Here is a 19,049-nt window from a genome sequence, read left to right as displayed (position 1 = left end):
TATTTGCTGCATGTTTCAGTTAGGAAAAACCATAGTTTCAGAAGATATTATAGAAAATGACTTTGTTTGTAACCTTTCGGCATGCAAAGGTGCATGTTGTATTGATGGTGATGCAGGAGCTCCATTGGAGGAAGATGAGACAAAAATTCTAGAAGATATTTATCCTAAAGTAAAGCCTTTTTTAAGAAAAGAAGGGATTGCGTCAATAGAAGAACAAGGTACTTTTATTACCACAGAAGATGGTGAGTTTGAAACGCCTTTAATTGATGGCGCTGATTGTGCTTATGTTATTTTTGATAAAAAAGGAACTGCACTTTGTGCTATTGAAGAAGCTTACAACCAAGGAGAAATCAACTGGAAAAAACCAGTGTCTTGTCATTTATATCCTATTAGAGTTAAAGACTACAGCGAGTTTTCAGCAGTTAATTATAATAGATGGCACATTTGTGATGATGCGTGTACGTTGGGAAAAGAACTTCAGGTTCCTATTTATAAATTCGTAAAGGAAGCACTAATACGAAAGTTTGGAGAAGATTGGTATATGGAGCTCGAAAAAGTAGCTCAAAAACAAGACCGATAGTTTTAAGCAGTTCTTAAAGCTTGAGTTTGTATAGGGATATCAATAATAACTTTTGTGCCAACAGGTTTTTGTTGGTTGTCATAAAGATCATCTATCTTTAATTTGTACTGACTGGTATATCCTTTTGAAAAGTTTGATAATCGTGCTTTTGTTATAGCAATACCTACCGATTTTCGTTTTAATAGTTTACTCTTATTAATTTTTTCAGATTCTTTTCTACCTATTCCATTATCAGAAATAGTAACAGTAACATAATCATTAGAAGATTTTGTAACATGAAGGTCAATTTTTTTATTGTCCTTTTTGGTAGATAACCCATGCCAAAGTGCATTTTCTAAAAAAGGTTGAAAAATCATTGAAGGCACTTTTACACTTGCGGTATTTATCGTGTCGTCAATATGAATTTTAAAATTGATTTCGTTAGAAAAACGAATGTTTTCAATATTCATGTAAAGCCTCATAGTGTCCAACTCGTCTTCTAAAGAAATTTCCTTTTCGGTTGAAGCAATGAGTATTTTTCTAATAAGCTTTGAGAATTTATTTAGGTAGTAAACAGCGTTTTCTTTTTCGTTGTTTATAATATAGAGCTTTATTGAGTTTAGAGAATTAAAGATAAAATGAGGGTTCATTTGACTCCTTAACATATCTTGCTCTAAGGTTAAAATTTGTTTTTCTTGCTCTAGTTGTCGTTGTCTGTTAAGTGTAATTATAACTCCAGCAACAAGTATTAGGCCTACTAGTGTGTACCAAAATATTTTTTTGTTTTTCTCAAGCTTGGATTTTACCATTTCATTTTCGCTAGCAAGCGCACGAATTTGATTGTTTTTTATTTCGTTTTCATACTGAACAATAATATCATTAACATACTGTAGGTTTCTTTCGTTTGAGATGGTTTCTTCAAGCTCTATAGAGGTTTTGTAATGCTGCATAGCAGTTTTATAGTCTCCTTTTTTGGTGTATAAATCAGATAAATGTTCATTGGCTTCAACTACTGCAGATTTTAATCCGTAAGTTTCTCCAACTTTTAATGCTTTTTTTAAATTGTCTTCAGCTTCAGCATCTAAATTTAATTCTATTTGAGCCCAACCTAAGTTGGTGTAAGACGAAGCAATATAAAATTGGTCTCCAACCTGAAGTGCTTTTTCCAGAGCATCTTCAAGTATGGTTTTAGCATCGTTATATTTACCTTGTTTGATGTAGATTTTCCCTATACTATTAAAGCAAATTACGCGTCCTATTTCGGAGTCTATTTCGTTATTATACTGTAATGAAGTTTGGTAATCTTTTAAAGCGTCTTCTAAGTTGCCCTTGGCTTCTTTAGCATAGCCAATGTTTTGGTAGTTAATGGCTAGTCCTAACTTATTATTGGCTTCGGTTTCAAAAACTAGAGATTTACTAAACTGAGCGATTGCCAAATCGTATTGCTTTAACGCTAAATAAATATTACCCATACTATTTTGTGATACAGCAATACTGTGTTTCATTTCTTGTGTTGGGTTTTTGAATGAGTTTGCAATATCCAACGCTTTTTTATGATAATCTAAAGCGGGTTTTACTAAGTCCATTCTACGATACACAACACCTAGCATGTTTAGATTAATAACTTCTAGTTCTTGATTTTTTGCTTCTACAGCAATTTCTTTTGATTTTAAATGAGTTTCTATTGCTTTATCATATAGCGAGACATTTCGGTATATAGTTCCTAGTGCATTTAGGCCATAGCTTTCACCTTCAAGATATTCAAGTTTTTTAGACTTAGAGACTAGCTCTTTCATATTAATGCTGTCGTACTTGGTTCTATAAAATATAGAGTCTAAAATAGTGTAAGAGTTAGGTTTTGTGTCTAAAACATTTTCAAGTAAGACTTTAAAGTCTGTGCTTTTATTGTTTTGAGCGCTTATACTTAAAATACCTATGCAATTAACGCATAGTAACAAGAAAATGACTAGAGCTTTTTTACTGTAAGTTGTATTTGCCAATAAATTGTGCATGCTATAATTTTTCTAAAAAATCAGATTTACGTTGTCTGGCTACAGGTATTTTATGGTTAGATTGCATAACAACATAGCCTTCATTTTTTATAAACTCTTTTATCTTATTAAGGTTAATAATAAAAGAGTTGTGTATTCTAAAAAAGTAATGTTCTGGTAAAATTTCGTTGACTTCTTTTAATTTTTTTGTAGCTACAATTTTTTGTCCATCGGCTAAAAATATAGTGCTATAATTTCCATCAGATTCAACAAATAAAATATCATCAAGAGTAACGAATATGAGTTTGCCATCGGTATTAATGGTAATCTTTTTTTGGTCAAATTTAGCATTAAAGTTTATGAGAGCCTTTTCGATTTTTGATGAATTTAAAAGTCTGGAATTAAACTTTTTGATTTTTTTTATTGTGTCTTGAAGATCATCAGAGTCTATTGGTTTTAAAAGATAATCTATAGCTTCGTGTTTTAAAGCTTTAATGGCATATTCATTATATGCTGTAGTGATTACAACAGCAAAATCCTTGTGTTGTAACTTGTCTAAAAATTGAAATCCATCCATTGCTGGCATTTGAATGTCCAAAAACAGACAATCAGGAGTATTGTATTCTAAGTATTCTAGGGCAACTTCAGGGTCAGAGAACGTTTTTGTAATTTCTATCTCATTACTAAAATTAGTTAATTCCCAAGATAAACTTTGAATAGCTTTTGGCTCATCATCAACTATTACAGCTTTTATCATAATATCAAATATAACAATATATTATCTGCAACTTTAAATATATGTGTGGTTTGACAGTGTTTTTGTGTAATATGTTAAATATTAACGTTAAATAATGCGTTTTTGACAAAATAAATCAAATTCCTACTTACCAACTATACAATTTTCATAACCATTTATACAAACCTAATTTACAAACCAATTTTATTTATAGATATTTGATGTAACAAATTTTTATAGAAACCTAACCATAATACAAAGTGATCGTGGGGATTCACTTATCTGATTAAATGCTATTAATCAACAAATAAAAGTCAGGTTTATTCCTGACTTTTATATTTTCCACAGGGTTTAAGGTGACTATCCTTTTAATTTAAATAAAAAGTTTTAGTTAGTTTAGTTAATTATTGGGGAAAAAGAGAGCTTGTCTAGGCTCTCTTTTTTGTTTTGTAAGTTTTCTCGTATTATTTTTGGTTAAACCACAACATGTATAGCTCAACAAAAACAAATCAAACCAATGGAAGTTACTGAAGACTTATTAGCAAGCAAAGGCAAGCGTTTTGTTAACCATCTTATAGATTTAGTGCCACAATACGCAGTTATATATGGGCTGTCTTATGGGTTTTACTATTTAGGGGAGTTCACAGGAAATTATGCATTGAGTGATTGGTTTAATGGAATGTCTACAGTAATGGACTACGTTTTTACTTATTTACTATTACTTATCTATTACACCTTAATGGAAGGGTATACCGAAAGAACATTAGGTAAATATGTAACAAGAACAAAAGTCATTAAAATTGACGCTGAGCCTATAACGTTAAAAGATGCTTTTATAAGAAGCCTGTGCAGATTAATTCCTTTTGATATGTTATCCTTTTTAGGAACAAATGGTAAAGGATGGCACGATTCTATCTCAAAAACTTATGTTGTTGACATTGATAAATTTGAAACTAAAAAGCAAACCGAGATTAACCTTGAAGCTATTGGTAATACTCTAATCGAGTAAACTACTACTCTTCTTCAGACGATTTAGATTTGTTTTTGTCTACAGCTATAGTTGCAGGTACAACGGTATCGTCATAAGCCTGATAATACTCTTCTAGTAAATTCATAGTAGCTGTAAGCAAATCTTTAGTTTCTAATAGAATGCTGAAATAAAGTGTCGTGTTTTTAGGACTCGATTCTTCAGTTCGAGTACGCTCCACTTGCTTTTGAATTTTTTGGGTAAGCGTATCAAAAATCACTTTTTTATTGTTAAGCACTTTGCCAATTTCTTCAAAAGTTTCGGAGTCAAATGAAGTTTTTGTATCATCAAATAAACGTTGAATTAGGTCATCAACCTCTTTAAGTTCCTTTATTTGACTAAACTTAAGCTTTTTGTGATTGTTGTTAATGTGTTTGTGGCTTACCTTAGAAATGTATTCTAAAGATTGCGCCATATCTTGCAAGTAGCTTAAAATATTGATGTAGAAATTACTCGCATTAACACTTGGGTCTTCAAGATTTTTAATAAAATAGAAAATGTTATCCCTTAAATCTTCAATCTCAGAAGATAGTTTTTCAATATTCTTTTTATTTTTTTTAAGTGCGTTTAGGTTTTGAGTAGCTAATCCATTAATTGCACCAGAATATATTTTATTTCCTCTTTTAATAACGTTTGAAATGTTACCAGCACTTTCAACGATAACGCCTTGTAGCGAGCTGCTTTCAGCTTTATTTAAACTATCAGTTTCTTTAATTGATAAAGATTTTTTTCTGTGGTTTAAATAGTTTTTTACAAGAAGAATTATGGCAATAGTTAATAATGCAGATAGCGCATAACCTTTTCCGTAAAATAATATAACAGCCATAATAGCAGCAGCAGTAAAAGCACACAAAGCAGTTAAGAACCAACCACCAATAACATTTAAAACTCCAGCAACTCTGTAAACTGCACTTTCACTTCCCCAAGCTCTATCAGCTAATGATGTACCCATTGCAACCATAAATGTTACATAAGTAGTTGATAAAGGTAATTTCATAGATGTTGCTATAGAAATAAGTACACTAGCAACCATAAGGTTTACTGATGCTCTTACAAGGTCAAAAGCTGGTGCATCTTCTTTAGATGAGGTATAAGAAAGTACAGGTTTAACAAACTGTTTTTCAATTTTTTCTTTAGCAGAAGCAGAAAGAAGACTATTGAAGCTACTAGATATAGCAATACTTCCTCTAACGATACTACGCGATAAAAAGTTTGGTTCAAAACGCTCTTTTACATCATCTTGACGAGATAAATCTACTGATGTTTTTACAACAGCCTTTGCCTTACTAGAAAACCATAAGGTAAGCACCATTACTAATCCAGCAATAAGTAAAAGGTAAGGTTCAGTTTTAACCTTTTCAGCTAAAGAGCCCATGCTAAATTCAGTAGGCAAAATACCACTAGCAGACCATTTATTGAAAGAGTCAAAAGCAGCAATAGGAACACCAATAAAGTTTACAAGGTCGTTACCTGCAAAAGCCATAGCTAACGCAAAAGTTCCTATGATGATGATCATTTTGTAAATATTGGTTTTAAATGCAGAGATAACAACCATTGATATTAAAGACCAAGCAATAAGGTTGATGCCTAAAAAAGCAAGAGTGTTTTCTTGTACTAAGTCTAAAAAGTTACCACTCATAAATGTTGCACTTTTTAAACCTTTTATTATTATGAAATAAAGTATTGAAGTTACTGCAAACCCACTAAATACAGCTCCGTACCAACTTGGTTTAGATTCGAATTTAAACGATAATAAAATTCTTGATATGAACTGAATTAGTGCACCTACACTAAATGCTATAACTACTGAGAGCAAAATACCCAATATAATTTCAATAGCTTTCTCGTTATTGATATATGTCCCAAGATCTAGAATGCTTTGAGTGTCATCAGCATTTATTTTAAGTAAAGCTACACAAACCGAAGCTCCTAATAATTCAAATACAATAGATACAGTCGTTGAAGTAGGTAACCCAAGTGTATTAAAGAAATCTAGCAAAAGAATATCTGTAATCATTACAGCCATAAAAATGACCATGATTTCATCAAACATAAATTGCCCAGGATTAAAGATACCCTTTCTTGCAACTTCCATCATTCCGCTAGATGATAACGCTCCAAGAGCAACACCAAGACTAGCGACTATCATTATAGTTTTAAACGTAATTGCTTTAGAACCTATAGCAGAGTTTAAAAAGTTAACAGCATCATTACTAACACCAACTACAAGGTCAGCTATTGCTAAAAAAGCTAAAGCGACCAACATGTAGATATAAATATTTTCCATTAAGAAAGAGTCAAAATTTAATTAGCAAATTTCTTGTTTTAAATTGAACGAAATGTTACCAAAATGTTATGTTCTTTTTAACTAACATATATTATAGAAGTAGGTTAGCTATTGTTTTTATTATGAAATGTGAACTTCCAATGTTAAATTTTTAATTTTTTAAAAAATTAAATAATTGTAAATCAACGTGTTATAATTTCAATGTTAATTTAATGTTACGTAAGTGTTACCAAAATGTTTTAAAATTGTAAATATATCTTTATATTTGTTACATAATCATTAATTAAAACCCAAAGTAACATGAAAAATATAGTATTAGTTGTATTGATGTTGGTGTCTAGTTTAAGTTTTGCTCAGGTAGATGCTAAGGTAGAAAAAAAAGGAGATTTAACTATGGTTACTTATTATCATGATAATGGTAATGTTGAACAAGAAGGAACTTTTAATGCTAAGGGTGAATTGCATGGTGTTTGGACAAGTTACGATTTAAAAGGTAATAAAGTTGCTGTTGGTAATTATAACAATGGTCAAAAATCTGGTAAATGGTTTTTTTGGGTAGATGATACACTAAAAGAAGTAGACTACAAAGATTCTAAAATTGCTAGTGTACAAGAGTGGAAACAATCTACTGATGTAGCTATAAGAAATTAAGTTTATCCTTATTAAATTAAAGCAAAAAGGCACTCTGAAAAGAGTGCCTTTTTTTATTTTATAAAACTAATTTGATTAAAATTTAAAGCTATAACCTAAAGAAAATTCAATTCCTGGATCTCTTAATGAGAATATTTGATCATCTGCTCTAAAAGATTCTGATAAGCTTTCTTTCTTATCGTTTAATAGGTTGCTTATTTTTAATTCTATAGAAGAGTTTTTGGTCTCTCCAAAAGCTTTGTTTAATGTAAAGTTTAAACTGTTAAAAGGCTGTGTGTAAACATCAGGAACAATTCCTGTTCCAACAACCTCAAGTGTTTTACCTTGTACATTATAAAATAATCCTGTTTGCAAACCAATGTCTTCGTTGTTATAGTCTAAACCAATATTTAATAAAAATGGTGATTGTCCTTGTAGGTCACGCTCTCTATCTATTGATTCTCCTTCTCTTGCAGCAAGTACTCTACGGTTATATTCTTGCTGAGACATTTCAAGTTTTGAACTTATTACAGATACGTTAGCATTGAATTTAAGGTCATTTAAACTTTCTAAAATAAAGCCTAATCGTTGTCTAAATTCAAACTCACCACCTATTACAGTAGCGTTACCTAAATTAGCAGGTGTTAATTGGTTTGCTGCTGATTCGAAAAATGTAATTTCGATTGGGTCTTTAAAGTCTTTATAAAAACCACTTATTGCAAACATTTGACCTGAATCGCCATAACGCTCATACCTTAAATCAAAGTTGTTGATGTAAGAAGGAACTAAGTCTAAATCACCAATAAACAGTCTGTTAGTAATTGGGTCATAGATTTGTGAGTTTGATTGTTCCTTAAATGATGGTCTAGCTGTAGTACGATAGTAAGAAGCTCTTAAATTTACATTGTCATTTAAAGAATAAATTAAGTTAGCTGATGGGAAAAAGTCAAACTTATCTTGAACTTCTTCTCTTTCATAAACAATGTCTTCTTGAGTATCTGCACCAGTATAATAAGCTTTAAAATACTCAGTTCTTAAACCTAAAACGGTTTTGAATTTCTCAGTAATGTTAAACTCATTAGAAATGTAAGTTGAAGCAATGTTATGTTCACCTTCATAAGCGTTATCTGGATTAAACGTATCACCAAAGGTAATATGAGTTCCGCTATCAGAGTCAGGTGTCCAAATGTTTTGAGTAGCTAATAAGTTATCTACATTTCCGTTTTCAATAAATGAATCGTCTCCAGTTATTTGAAAAGTGAATGCATCAATACTAAAATCTCTAAACTTATATACATAGCTACCACCAAACTTTAATTGCGCAGGACTATTAAAAAGGTTGTATTTTTTCTTTAAGTCAATTTTACCAACCCAGTTTTCTTCTTGAAGCCATCTCCAAATTCTTATTGGGTATGTAGCAGTACTAGGACTAATAACAAATGTGTTATTGTCTGAAGGTCTCAATGGTGTAATACGATGATCTTTGTCGTACACTTTAGAAAAGGTAGGAGAAAGTTTCCAATCTAAGTTCCATGCATTTTCGTCATTGCTAAATCTATGACTACCACTAAGCAAAAAGTTAGTTACAGAACGCTCAGTATAAGTAAGTGCATTTTTATAGATAGGTGCTTGAGCTCCACCAGTTCCATCTTCAGAGATCTCTTGGTTATATACACCTGCAGTTGATTCACCATTTTGAATATGTAGTACATTAAATTTGTACTTTGACTTTTTAGTCTTAAGAGATACACCAGCAAGTCCATTTAAAATAATATTGTTAATACCTTCAGATCCTCTTGAGCTTAATGTGCTGTTAAGTTGGTATTCAGAAGGGTCACCATTTTGTCTTATCCAAGCTCCATCTATTCTTTCTTCATAAAATGTTGTTTCATTTTTGTAAGAAAAAGAGGTTTGGTAGCCTAGTTTCATATCATTACCTAAATCATACTGATCACCAAGTGTAAAACCTAAGTCAAAATTCATTCCGCTATTTTCTTGCTTAGCAGCTAATTCTTTATTGAATTTATCTGTTAAAGAAGTTAATAACAATCTGTTTTCAAAAGTACCAGGTATAGGTTGGTATCTGTTTATTGGAAGATTTCTTGTGCCATCGTCATAACCAAAAAAATCAGTATCACTACCAGTATATGTCAAGTATTTGTCATTAAAGTGCATATCAGGATTGTATCCCATACCTAGAGAAATTGAAGACTCAAATTTATTTGGGAAATCTTTTGTGATAATATCAACTACACCACCTGTAAAATCAGCAGGATACTCAGCAGAAGCAGACTTTAAAACTATTACATTATCAAGTATACTTGTTGGGAATAAATCCATTTGAATTGTGTTTCTGTCTGGATCTAAACCAGGAATATCAACACCATTTAAAATAGATTTGGTATAACGGTCTCCAAGACCTCTAACATACACATATTTTCCACCTTGAATAGAAACACCAGGTACACTTTTTACAGCCGTAGCTACTGAACTTGCTCCACTGCTTTTAATGGATTGAGCAGAAAGACCATCTAATAAAGTCACAGACTTTTTTTGCATGTTCAATACTGCATTTTCAGTATTTCTTTTTACTGTTGTGGTTACTACAACGGTTTCAAGTGAGTTTGTACTTAAGGTAACATCAATTACAGTAATTTCGTTAGACTTGATAACAATTTCACTTATTTCTTGAGTGTCATAACCAACAAAAGAAAATATTAAAGTATAAGTTCCTGGTTCTAATTCTAATTCATATTTTCCATCAAAGTCTGAAGTTGTACCAGTAGTAGTGCCTTTTACAAGTATGTTTGCAAAAGCCATAGGCTCAACAAACTCACCATCCATTACTGTTCCGGCAACTTTACCCTTTTGAGCATAAGAAAAAGAAACTGCAAGAAAGAAAAAGAAAATAAATGTAGATATATTTTTTTTCATAATAAATATTCTATAAACAATTGTCCACCCTATTTTAGTGGACAATTGTTTTTTTTAAGGGAGTTAAAACGTTGTCTAGATTAATGTCTAGATTTATTGCAAAGCACCAGAAGCGCTAGCATAAGTCCAGTCAAAGTCTGATAAATCAGCTCCAACTGTTTGAGATCCTAGAGTTACAGCAGTAGCTTCAGATCCAAAACCTGTTACTGTTACAGTTTCAGCTTTATTTACAAAGATGTCTTCTACGTTAGCAACACCTGTAGGTAAAACAATTTCCCAGTTGCTAAAAGTTACTAAACCGTCGTTGTAATTAGTTGCAACACCATCGTTGTCTAATTCAACATCTGATTCAGCTTTAAATCCGTAAGCAAGAATATTGTTTGTAGCTCCCATTGCATTACTTCTATAGTCAGCATACTCACCATCAGCAGTTACAGTGTTACCAATTATAGTTGCGTTTTGTAAAGTAAAAGAACCTGTTAAAGAACCTTCAGGACCATCAATTTCAAATGCGTGGTCAGAAGCTTCTCCTAATACTACAACAGCGTTATCAATAGTACCAGAGTAAGCTTGGTCAATATCTAAAGCGTCATCTCCTTGTCCCCAAACTAATAAGTTAGAAGCGTTAACTGAACCACCAAAGAATTCAATACCGTCGTCTACGTTAGCAACAACTTCAATATTGCTAATAAGAGTTCCAGTTCCAACACCACCTAGAGTTAAACCGTTAATTTCGTTACCTTCTCCAATTAAAGCTCCACCATGACGAATAGAAATGTATTGTAATACACCAGAGTTGTCAGCAGCATCAGAACCACCATAAAGACCAAATGTGTCATCAGCAGGAATACCTTCTATTTGAGCTTCAGTAATATCTCCAGAGAAAGAACATGGAGCATAACCCATAACTAATAATCCTCCCCAAAGACCTCTATCGTTTACATCTAGGTTAGTACCAGCAGTTTCTCCACAAGTAATGTTATCACTTGTAGAAGTAAAGATAATTGGCTGAGAAGCAGTTCCTACAGCGTTTATTTTAGCACCTCTAGCAATAATTAATGCAGAAGCTAATGAACCAGTTCCTGGAGAACCTTTAATTATTGTACCTGGTTGGATAGTTAAAGTAGCACCATTGTCTACCACTACTTTTTGGTTTAAAACATAAATGTTGTCGCTAGACCAAGTTGTGTCTGAAGTAATTGCTCCTGTTACAGAAACAGTAGGACAAATATCTCCTCCACCATCTCCACCACCTTGGTTGATGATTGTAGTTTCCTCAATAATAATAGGAGTATCGTCATCTTTAAAACAGCCAGTAAATACTAATGATAGCATTGTTAATACGGCTAAAGTTAATTTTCTCATTTTACTTTTTTTTAAAATAGTTTTGTTATATTAAATCGATGCTGCAAAGAAACTGTTGAACTGTAAAGACAAGGTTAATCAGAAGTTAAACATTGGTAATAAAAAAGTTATTTAAATGTTACCAAACCTTGATTTTTTGAGTTTCTCTAAACATTAAATTAACATTGAATTAGCTATCTTGCGAGCACTTAATATTTTGTTATGAATTGGGAACAGTTACTCTCTTTAAAACGATTTGGTGATACTAATAAAAGGCTAAGAAAGGAGCAGGATGAGACTAGATTAGGGTTTGAGGTTGATTATGATAGGGTTATATTTTCTTCGGAGTTTAGAAGCCTTCAAGACAAAACTCAAGTTATTCCACTTTCTAAAACCGATTTTGTTCATACTCGTTTAACGCACAGTTTAGAGGTAAGTGTCGTGGGTAGGTCTTTAGGTAGAAAGGCAGGACAAAGGTTAATAGAGAAGCATCCTTATTTACAAAATATTCATGGTTATCAAGCAAATGATTTTGGAGCTATTGTTGCCGCAGCTGCTTTAGCGCATGATATTGGTAATCCGCCTTTTGGACATTCTGGAGAAAAAAGTATAGGTGAGTTTTTTAAAACAGGAAAAGGTGTAAAGTTTAAAGATAAACTTACGCAAAAAGAGTATCAAGATTTATGCGACTTTGAAGGAAATGCCAATGGCTTTAAAATATTAACCGAGAGTAGACCAGGTAGAGAAGGAGGTTTAAGGTTGAGCTATGCTACCTTAGGTGCTTTTATAAAATACCCTAAAGAGTCATTGCCTAAAAAGCCAACAACTCATATTGCTGATAAAAAATATGGCTTTTTTCAAAGTGAAAAATCAGTGTTTTTAGATGTTGTTAAAGAACTAGGTCTTGTAAAGCGTGGTAATGATAATGATATTAGTTTTAGTAGACATCCGCTAACTTACTTGGTTGAAGCTGCTGATGATATATGCTACACTATTATTGATTTTGAAGATGGTATCAATCTCGGCTTAATACAAGAAGAATATGCGCTTGAGTATCTTATTAATCTTGTTAGAGGCTCAATTAACACTTCAAAATATCACGAATTAACGACCACGCAAGATAGAGTTAGTTATTTAAGAGCTTTAGCCATTAATACGCTAATTAATGAAGCTGTTGAATTGTTTATTGAAAATGAAGAAGCTATTTTGGATGGAACATTTTCCAAAGCCTTATTGGATTTGAGCAAATACAAAGCTCAAATAAAGGATATTATTCAAATAAGCATTTCAAATGTTTACCAGTCTGAAGAGGTGATTGATAAAGAGATTTCTGGTTATGAAGTTTTAAATCAGTTATTGAGTGTATATACTGATGCTGTCGACAATAAATTGAATAATTCACTTTCTAGTTTTAATAGTTTAGTTTTAAAATCATTACCAAAAACTGTCAATTTGAATGATGATAATCTTTACAGTTGCCTAATGGCTGTATGTAATTATATTTCTAAACTTTCTGACAGTAATGCAATTTTAACCTATAGAAAACTTAAAGGGAATCACCTATAAATACTCAAATTGTTAATATAAATGTTGATAATTTTCAACTGTTTTTTTTAAAAGTGGTTGAATTAAGCCTGAACTTTGAGAGTATAGTTGGGAAATTAAATAACTGCATTTCATCGATAAAATTTGTATTTTAACGATGATTTGTTATATTTGTTAACACAATCCCATAAATCTACTAAGATGAAAAAAAATCTATTAGGTGCGATAGTTATATTTTTTGTAACAGTAGCGTTTTTGCTAATGATAGACGATATCTCTAAAAGCAAAAATTCACAGCATGTACAAAACATTGATATGTACAATGTAGATCAGCAACCAGATTTAGCTACTACTGATACTGAGGAGTAGGTCTTCAATAGTTTTAACCAAGCTATCTACATCCATTTTAGAAACCTTTTGTAATTGGTCAACCGTTCCATGTTGAATAAATTCATCAGGAATACCAACAACTTCTGTTTTTGCTGAGTAATCATATTTTGACTTAAACTCTAAAACTGCACTACCAAAGCCACCAACTACTGTTCCATCTTCAACTGTTATTACAGCTTTAAATGTTTTAAAAATATGATGCAATAAACTCTCGTCAAGTGGTTTTACAAAACGCATATCAAAATGAGCAATTGTACCAGTATACTTGCAGTTTTCAATAGCATTTTCAACGTTTTTGTAAATAGAACCAATACTTAAAACAGCAACGTCTTTACCTTCTTTTAGTTGAATACCTTTACCTATTTGTAAAGTTTCAAAAGGGGTTTTCCAATCTATTACACTACCTCGTCCTCTAGGATATCTTATAGCAATTGGGTGGTCTAAACCTAATTGCGCAGTGAACATAATATTGCGTAATTCAATTTCGTTTCTAGGTGCAAAAACAATTAAATTAGGGACACATCGTAAGTAAGCCAAATCAAAAACACCATGATGTGTCGCTCCATCTTCACCAACCAATCCTGCTCTATCCAAGCAAAAAATGACAGGAAGATTTTGAGTAGCAACATCGTGTATTACTTGGTCGTAAGCACGTTGTAAAAATGTAGAATAGATATTACAAAACACAGTAAATCCCTGAGTAACCAAACCAGCAGCAAAAGTTACTGCATGTTGTTCGGCAATACCAACATCAAAAGCACGTTTAGGAAATTCTTTCATCATGTATTTTAAAGAACTTCCGGTAGGCATCGCAGGAGTAATCCCAATTATGTTTTTGTTGTTTTTTGCAAGTTCAACAATGGTTAATCCAAATACATCCTGAAATTTAGGAGGTTGGCTAGAACCTGATTTAACAATCAGTTCGCCTGTTTTAGCATTGAACTTTCCTGGAGCATGATATTTTACTTGATCGTTTTCAGCTTGCTTTAACCCTTTTCCTTTAGTAGTTATTATATGAAGAAACTTTGGTCCTTTAACGGTTTTTAGTCTGTTGAGCTCTGAGATTAAAAGTGGTAAATCATGGCCATCAATTGGTCCTGAATAGTTAAAGTTTAGAGCTTCAAAAATATTGTCTTGCTTTTGAGTGCCTTTTTTTACGTTGGTTAAATACTGTTTTAAAGCGCCAACACTTGGGTCTATTCCAATAGCATTGTCGTTTAAAATCACCAACAAATTAGCATTAGTTACTCCAGCATGATTAAGACCTTCAAAAGCCATTCCGCTTGCAATAGATGCATCACCAATAACTGCAATATGGTGTTTGTTTTCATCCTTTAATTGAGATGCAATTGCCATTCCTAAAGCTGCTGATATTGATGTAGAAGAATGCCCAACACCAAAGGTGTCAAACTCACTTTCGCTACGTTTAGGAAACCCACTAATACCACCAAATTGCCTGTTGGTGTCAAAAACGGTTTTTCTGCCAGTTAAAATTTTATGCACATACGCTTGATGACCAACATCCCAAACCAAAATATCATCAGGTGTATTAAACACGTAATGTAACGCTATTGTAAGTTCTACCACACCAAGACTAGCACCAAGATGTCCTTCTTTAGTTGCGATAATGTTAATGATAAATTCACGCAGTTCTTTGGCAAGTTGAGGTAAATCATCAACTGATAATTGACGTAAATCCTTAGGAACGTTAATATGGTCTAAATGTCTTTTTTGCACTATACAAAAGTACAAGAATTAATTAGTCTTTAATATCAAAAATAATAGGTAAATAGTATACTGATGCAATATTTTTATCACGCTGTTTTGCTGGAATAAATTGAGGAAGTAGCTTCATAACTCGTGTGGCTTCTTTATCAAAATAAGGATGAGGTGATCTTACTTTGATGTCTTTTGTAGTTCCTTGCTCATCTATAGTGAATTGGACATGAATTCTTTGTTTGCCAGATAAGCCTGCTTTTTTTGCGTTTTCTATATCAAAGTTTTTTTCAATAAACTCTCTTAGTTGTTTGTTAAGATATTCTTTCTGTCCTTGAATAGATAAACTGTCAGGAGTGTTTGGAAATTGTGGATGAGAATTAATAATCATTCCAACAACAATATCAGTTACATCCTCTTCATCTTCCATCTGTTCTTCAACTTCAATAATTTCTCCAGTTACATTAGGAATAGGGCAAAAAGGAGGAGCAGTAATTTCTGTAGAATCTTTTTTTGATGTCTTTTCTAGAGTTTCATTAAGTATTTGTTCAACATCTGTGTCAATTTCTCCCATTTTTTCAATAGTGTCTGTTTTTGTATCTATCAACTCAATGCTTTCAATTTTCTTTGTATTGCCTTTTTCATCAGCACAACTAAAAATAGTGGTTCCCATAGCTAATAATAATGCCAATAAGAACATTTTATGAAAACTCAGTGTTTGGTCAAAAACACTTTGAGACACTTTTAGGTTAATGGTATCTAATTGACTTTGCTTAATGTGTCCGCAAATACGTTGGTGCTTGTTGTTGTGGATAAAGTCTTGAATGTCATCAGTGGTCATATTTGTAAAGTCGACAACGGTTTTGGAGCAAGATTGACAAAAACGCCCTTTTTCATTAGGCGTCATTTTCAACCAGTTTTCATGACATGGTTTGGGAATGGAAATTGAATAGTGAGGTTTCATAATTAATAGCTTTGTAGTTTGAGTATCAAATTTCTTGCCGATTTGTTTTTGATTCAATTAGAATTGTATTTTTACAACCATGGAAAACCCTTTTGACGATACCTATTTTATGAAAAAAGCTTTGCAGGAAGCTGAAATTGCTTTTGAAAAAGGCGAAATTCCTGTTGGAGCTGTTATTGTAATTGAAGATAGAATTATAGCAAGAGCACACAACCTTACTGAGTTACTCAATGATGTTACTGCTCATGCCGAAATGCAAGCCATTACTGCTGCAGCAAATTTTTTAGGAGGCAAATATCTGCACAACTGTACATTGTATGTCACACTTGAACCTTGCCAGATGTGTGCAGGCGCATTGTATTGGAGTCAAATATCTAAGATAGTGTATGGAGCTAGTGATGAAGAACGTGGTTGTATAAACCTAAAAACAAAACTGCATCCAAAAACTAAAATGGTAGGAGGTGTACTGCAAGACGAAGCTTCGCAGCTGTTAAAGCGTTTTTTTATTGAAAAACGCAATTTAAATTAGGGTATAAAAAAACGCCCAACATTTCTGTTGAGCGTTGAAACTGTGATAAATAAAGTATATCTCTTAGAGAACTTGCACGTTAGCGGCAACCATCCCTTTTCTTCCTTCTTCTTCTGTGTACTCCACACTATCGCCTTCACGAAGTTCAACACCATTTAGGTTTGAAACGTGTACGAAAATGTCTTTTCCTGTTTCGTCGTTGGTAATGAATCCAAATCCTTTTGAATCATTAAAAAATTTAACTGTTCCAGTCATTGTAAAAAAATATTAATTAAAGGACAAAGGTATAATATTAAATGAAGCAATATGTTAACAAATTGTATTTTTATTAAAAAATTGATAATCAGCGTTTTTTTTCACGATTTCGCATTTTTTCTAAATTCTCATTGGTAATCATATAGTCTTTAAGATTTTTATCTTTCCATCTGTAGTAAGAAAACAACGGAAACACAACAAAAAACAACCCTACCACACCTAATCCAATAAGTTTTTGAGAGTATTCAGCATCAATAACAAAACCACAGATAATAGATGTTAGTGAAGCAAAAAACGCAATGCCTGTAAAAATTTTTATAAATCGAATCATGATGTAAAATTAATCAATTCGCGTCTATAGGCAGTGAGTAATTTAGATTTTGACACAAACCCATAGTACTTCCCATCTTTTATCACTGGTAAATTCCAAGCTCCAGAATCTTGAAAGCGCTGCATTACCTTTTGCATGGAATCTTCATTATAGTTTATATAATCTGGTGGATTATGCATAAAAGTTTCAACTGAGGTAGTGTTATATAAACTTTGGTCAAACATCACATTTCTTATATCATCCAGTAAAATAATACCAACCAATCGTTTGTCTTCATCTACAACAGGAAACAAATTCCTGCTTGATTTTGCAACACCTTTGTGAAGCATTTTGCCTAGAGACATTTCAGGGTGTAAAAGCGTAAAATCATTTTCAATCACACTATCTAAAGTCATTAATGTTAATACACTTTTGTCTTTATTATGAGTTAACAAAGCGCCTTTTTCAGCCAATTCTTTAGTGTAAATAGTGTGCTCAACAGCATTTTTTGTAATAATGAACGACATAGAAACTGTAATCATTAACGGAACAAAAAGTTCATAGCCACCAGTAATTTCGGCAATTAAAAATATAGCAGTTAAAGGCGCGTGAAGTACACCAGCAATTAATCCTGCCATTCCTATTAAAGTGAAATTAGATTCAGAAACATTAAAATTCAATCCTAGATTATTAATGATTTTTGCCACAACATTTCCCAAGGCACTACCCATAACCATTGTTGGGATAATAATACCACCAGCTCCACCAGCTGCAAGAGTTGTGGTCATGGCAATGGCTTTAAAAATTGTAATCCCTATTAATAAAGCAATAACCACCCAAATGTTATCAATAAAAGCGTCAAAAGGAGTTTTTCCTAATGCTTTTAGATGGTTGTCGTGTAATAAATCATTTATAAAACCAAAACCTTCACCATATAAAGGCGGAATAAAATAAAGCATAGTACCTATTGCTAAACCACCTATAATTAACTTTTGACCATTGGTTTTAAACCGATTAAAAAATGCATAAACGCCAAAATATATTTTAGAAAAATAGATAGAAGCTATTCCTGTTCCAACACCAAGTACTAAGTAAAACAGCGTGTCTTTAATGGTGAATTTATCAACAACGGTAAAGTTGAACAGCACTTCATCACCTAAAAAGAAATAAGATGTCAATACTGAAGATACCGAAGCAATTAAAAGCGGAAGCAATGAAGCAAATGTGAGGTCTAAGCTAAAAACTTCAATAGCGAAAATAATTGCTGCAATAGGCGATTTAAAAATAGAAGCTATAGCACCTGCAGATGCACAACCTATTAATAAAGTTCTTGTTTTTCTATCAATATGAAATAATTGACCAATATTAGAACTTATAGCCGAAGCAGAAGCTATTGCAGGACCTAATAGTCCTACCGAACCACCAAAACCTACAGTTATTGGAGCAGTAATTAGCGGTAAGTAAATTTTACTTCGCTTTAATAAACCATTCTTTTTTGAAAGTGAAAATAGTATGGTTGGGATAGCGTGTTCAATAGGTTGTTTTGAAATATGCTTAACAAATAAATACACTAACCACAACCCAATAATTGGAAAAATGAAGTAAAAACTACTTTGAGAAAAGGTAATGGTTTCTAAAAACCACTCAATACCATAGGTGATATTTTTTATGACTACAGAAACAATACCAGCTAGTAAACCAATTAAAATACTTAAAAGGAATACAAAGTTTTTATGGGAAATATACTTGTATCTCCATATATGTATTCGTTTTAAGAATGATTTTGCTGGCATAAATTAAAACTACTAAAAAATCCTGCAATTAGCAGGATT

General features: G+C 32.3%; 16 protein-coding genes. 6 read left to right on the top strand and 10 right to left on the bottom strand.

From position 1 onward, the window contains the following. The first annotated feature begins 10 nt into the window (after positions 1-10). Positions 11-580 (top strand): DUF3109 family protein, encoded by a 570-nt coding sequence (locus tag ABD011_RS00550; RefSeq protein ID WP_343795086.1) that lies wholly within the window; start codon positions 11-13, stop codon positions 578-580. A gap of 2 nt (positions 581-582) precedes the next feature. Here the strand turns inward: ABD011_RS00550 and ABD011_RS00545 are convergent, their stop codons facing one another. Together ABD011_RS00545 and ABD011_RS00540 are read right to left on the bottom strand one after the other, a co-directional pair. Beyond that, a complete protein-coding gene (locus ABD011_RS00545) occupies positions 583-2,571 on the bottom strand; it encodes a tetratricopeptide repeat-containing sensor histidine kinase (protein ID WP_343795085.1) in 1,989 nt (662 codons plus the stop codon). A 1-nt stretch (position 2,572) separates the two neighbouring features. Then, positions 2,573-3,307, bottom strand: a complete 735-nt coding sequence (locus ABD011_RS00540; protein ID WP_131508762.1) for a LytR/AlgR family response regulator transcription factor — start codon at positions 3,305-3,307, stop codon at positions 2,573-2,575. A gap of 496 nt (positions 3,308-3,803) precedes the next feature. Here ABD011_RS00540 and ABD011_RS00535 point away from each other — a divergent pair, with 496 nt between their 5' ends. Beyond that, entirely contained in the window at positions 3,804-4,295 is a 492-nt protein-coding gene (locus tag ABD011_RS00535; RefSeq protein ID WP_343795084.1) for an RDD family protein, read from the top strand. 4 nt (positions 4,296-4,299) lie between these two features. Here the strand turns inward: ABD011_RS00535 and ABD011_RS00530 are convergent, their stop codons facing one another. Beyond that, a complete protein-coding gene (locus ABD011_RS00530) occupies positions 4,300-6,600 on the bottom strand; it encodes an inorganic phosphate transporter (RefSeq protein ID WP_134200615.1) in 2,301 nt (766 codons plus the stop codon). A gap of 300 nt (positions 6,601-6,900) precedes the next feature. Here ABD011_RS00530 and ABD011_RS00525 point away from each other — a divergent pair, with 300 nt between their 5' ends. Further along, complete coding sequence (locus tag ABD011_RS00525; protein ID WP_131508765.1) at positions 6,901-7,251, top strand: toxin-antitoxin system YwqK family antitoxin; 351 nt, start codon at positions 6,901-6,903, stop codon at positions 7,249-7,251. Positions 7,252-7,326: 75 nt separating this feature from the next. On the opposite strand, the gene ABD011_RS00520 is transcribed toward ABD011_RS00525, so the two are convergent. Both ABD011_RS00520 and ABD011_RS00515 read right to left on the bottom strand, forming a co-directional pair. Next, positions 7,327-10,164, bottom strand: a complete 2,838-nt coding sequence (locus ABD011_RS00520) for a TonB-dependent receptor (protein ID WP_343795083.1) — start codon at positions 10,162-10,164, stop codon at positions 7,327-7,329. Positions 10,165-10,257: 93 nt separating this feature from the next. Then, positions 10,258-11,529: a hypothetical protein gene (locus tag ABD011_RS00515; RefSeq protein ID WP_131508767.1), complete on the bottom strand. Its 1,272-nt coding sequence runs from the start codon at positions 11,527-11,529 to the stop codon at positions 10,258-10,260. A 201-nt stretch (positions 11,530-11,730) separates the two neighbouring features. On the opposite strand from ABD011_RS00515, the gene ABD011_RS00510 reads away from it, so the two are divergent. Then, complete coding sequence (locus ABD011_RS00510) at positions 11,731-13,074, top strand: deoxyguanosinetriphosphate triphosphohydrolase (RefSeq protein WP_131508768.1); 1,344 nt, start codon at positions 11,731-11,733, stop codon at positions 13,072-13,074. Positions 13,075-13,254: 180 nt separating this feature from the next. Further along, the gene (locus tag ABD011_RS00505; RefSeq protein WP_161566756.1) at positions 13,255-13,422 is read left to right on the top strand and encodes a hypothetical protein; all 168 of its coding nucleotides are present in this window, start codon (positions 13,255-13,257) and stop codon (positions 13,420-13,422) included. On the opposite strand, the gene ABD011_RS00500 is transcribed toward ABD011_RS00505, so the two are convergent. Then, on the bottom strand, positions 13,396-15,180 hold the full coding sequence (locus ABD011_RS00500; protein WP_343795082.1) for a 1-deoxy-D-xylulose-5-phosphate synthase: 1,785 nt from the start codon (positions 15,178-15,180) through the stop codon (positions 13,396-13,398). The genes ABD011_RS00505 and ABD011_RS00500 overlap by 27 nt on opposite strands. A gap of 22 nt (positions 15,181-15,202) precedes the next feature. Further along, positions 15,203-16,123 carry an energy transducer TonB gene (locus ABD011_RS00495; RefSeq protein WP_343795081.1) on the bottom strand — a complete coding sequence of 307 codons (921 nt, stop codon included), beginning with the start codon at positions 16,121-16,123 and terminating at the stop codon, positions 15,203-15,205. Between the two features lie 79 nt (positions 16,124-16,202). On the opposite strand from ABD011_RS00495, the gene ABD011_RS00490 reads away from it, so the two are divergent. Then, positions 16,203-16,652 (top strand): nucleoside deaminase, encoded by a 450-nt coding sequence (locus ABD011_RS00490; protein WP_131508771.1) that lies wholly within the window; start codon positions 16,203-16,205, stop codon positions 16,650-16,652. 63 nt (positions 16,653-16,715) lie between these two features. Here the strand turns inward: ABD011_RS00490 and ABD011_RS00485 are convergent, their stop codons facing one another. The 3 genes from ABD011_RS00485 to ABD011_RS00475 form a co-directional block, all read right to left on the bottom strand. Continuing rightward, on the bottom strand, positions 16,716-16,907 hold the full coding sequence (locus tag ABD011_RS00485) for a cold-shock protein (protein WP_129760902.1): 192 nt from the start codon (positions 16,905-16,907) through the stop codon (positions 16,716-16,718). An 88-nt stretch (positions 16,908-16,995) separates the two neighbouring features. Continuing rightward, entirely contained in the window at positions 16,996-17,238 is a 243-nt protein-coding gene (locus ABD011_RS00480) for a hypothetical protein (RefSeq protein ID WP_343795080.1), read from the bottom strand. Beyond that, on the bottom strand, positions 17,235-19,010 hold the full coding sequence (locus tag ABD011_RS00475) for a chloride channel protein (protein ID WP_343795079.1): 1,776 nt from the start codon (positions 19,008-19,010) through the stop codon (positions 17,235-17,237). Before ABD011_RS00475 ends, ABD011_RS00480 begins: the two co-directional genes overlap by 4 nt. Between the last annotated feature and the right edge of the window lie 39 nt (positions 19,011-19,049).

It is taken from the genome of Gaetbulibacter jejuensis (assembly GCF_039524015.1).
GTDB lineage: Bacteria > Bacteroidota > Bacteroidia > Flavobacteriales > Flavobacteriaceae > Gaetbulibacter_B > Gaetbulibacter_B jejuensis.
This window is presented reverse-complemented; position numbering and strand designations above follow the sequence as displayed.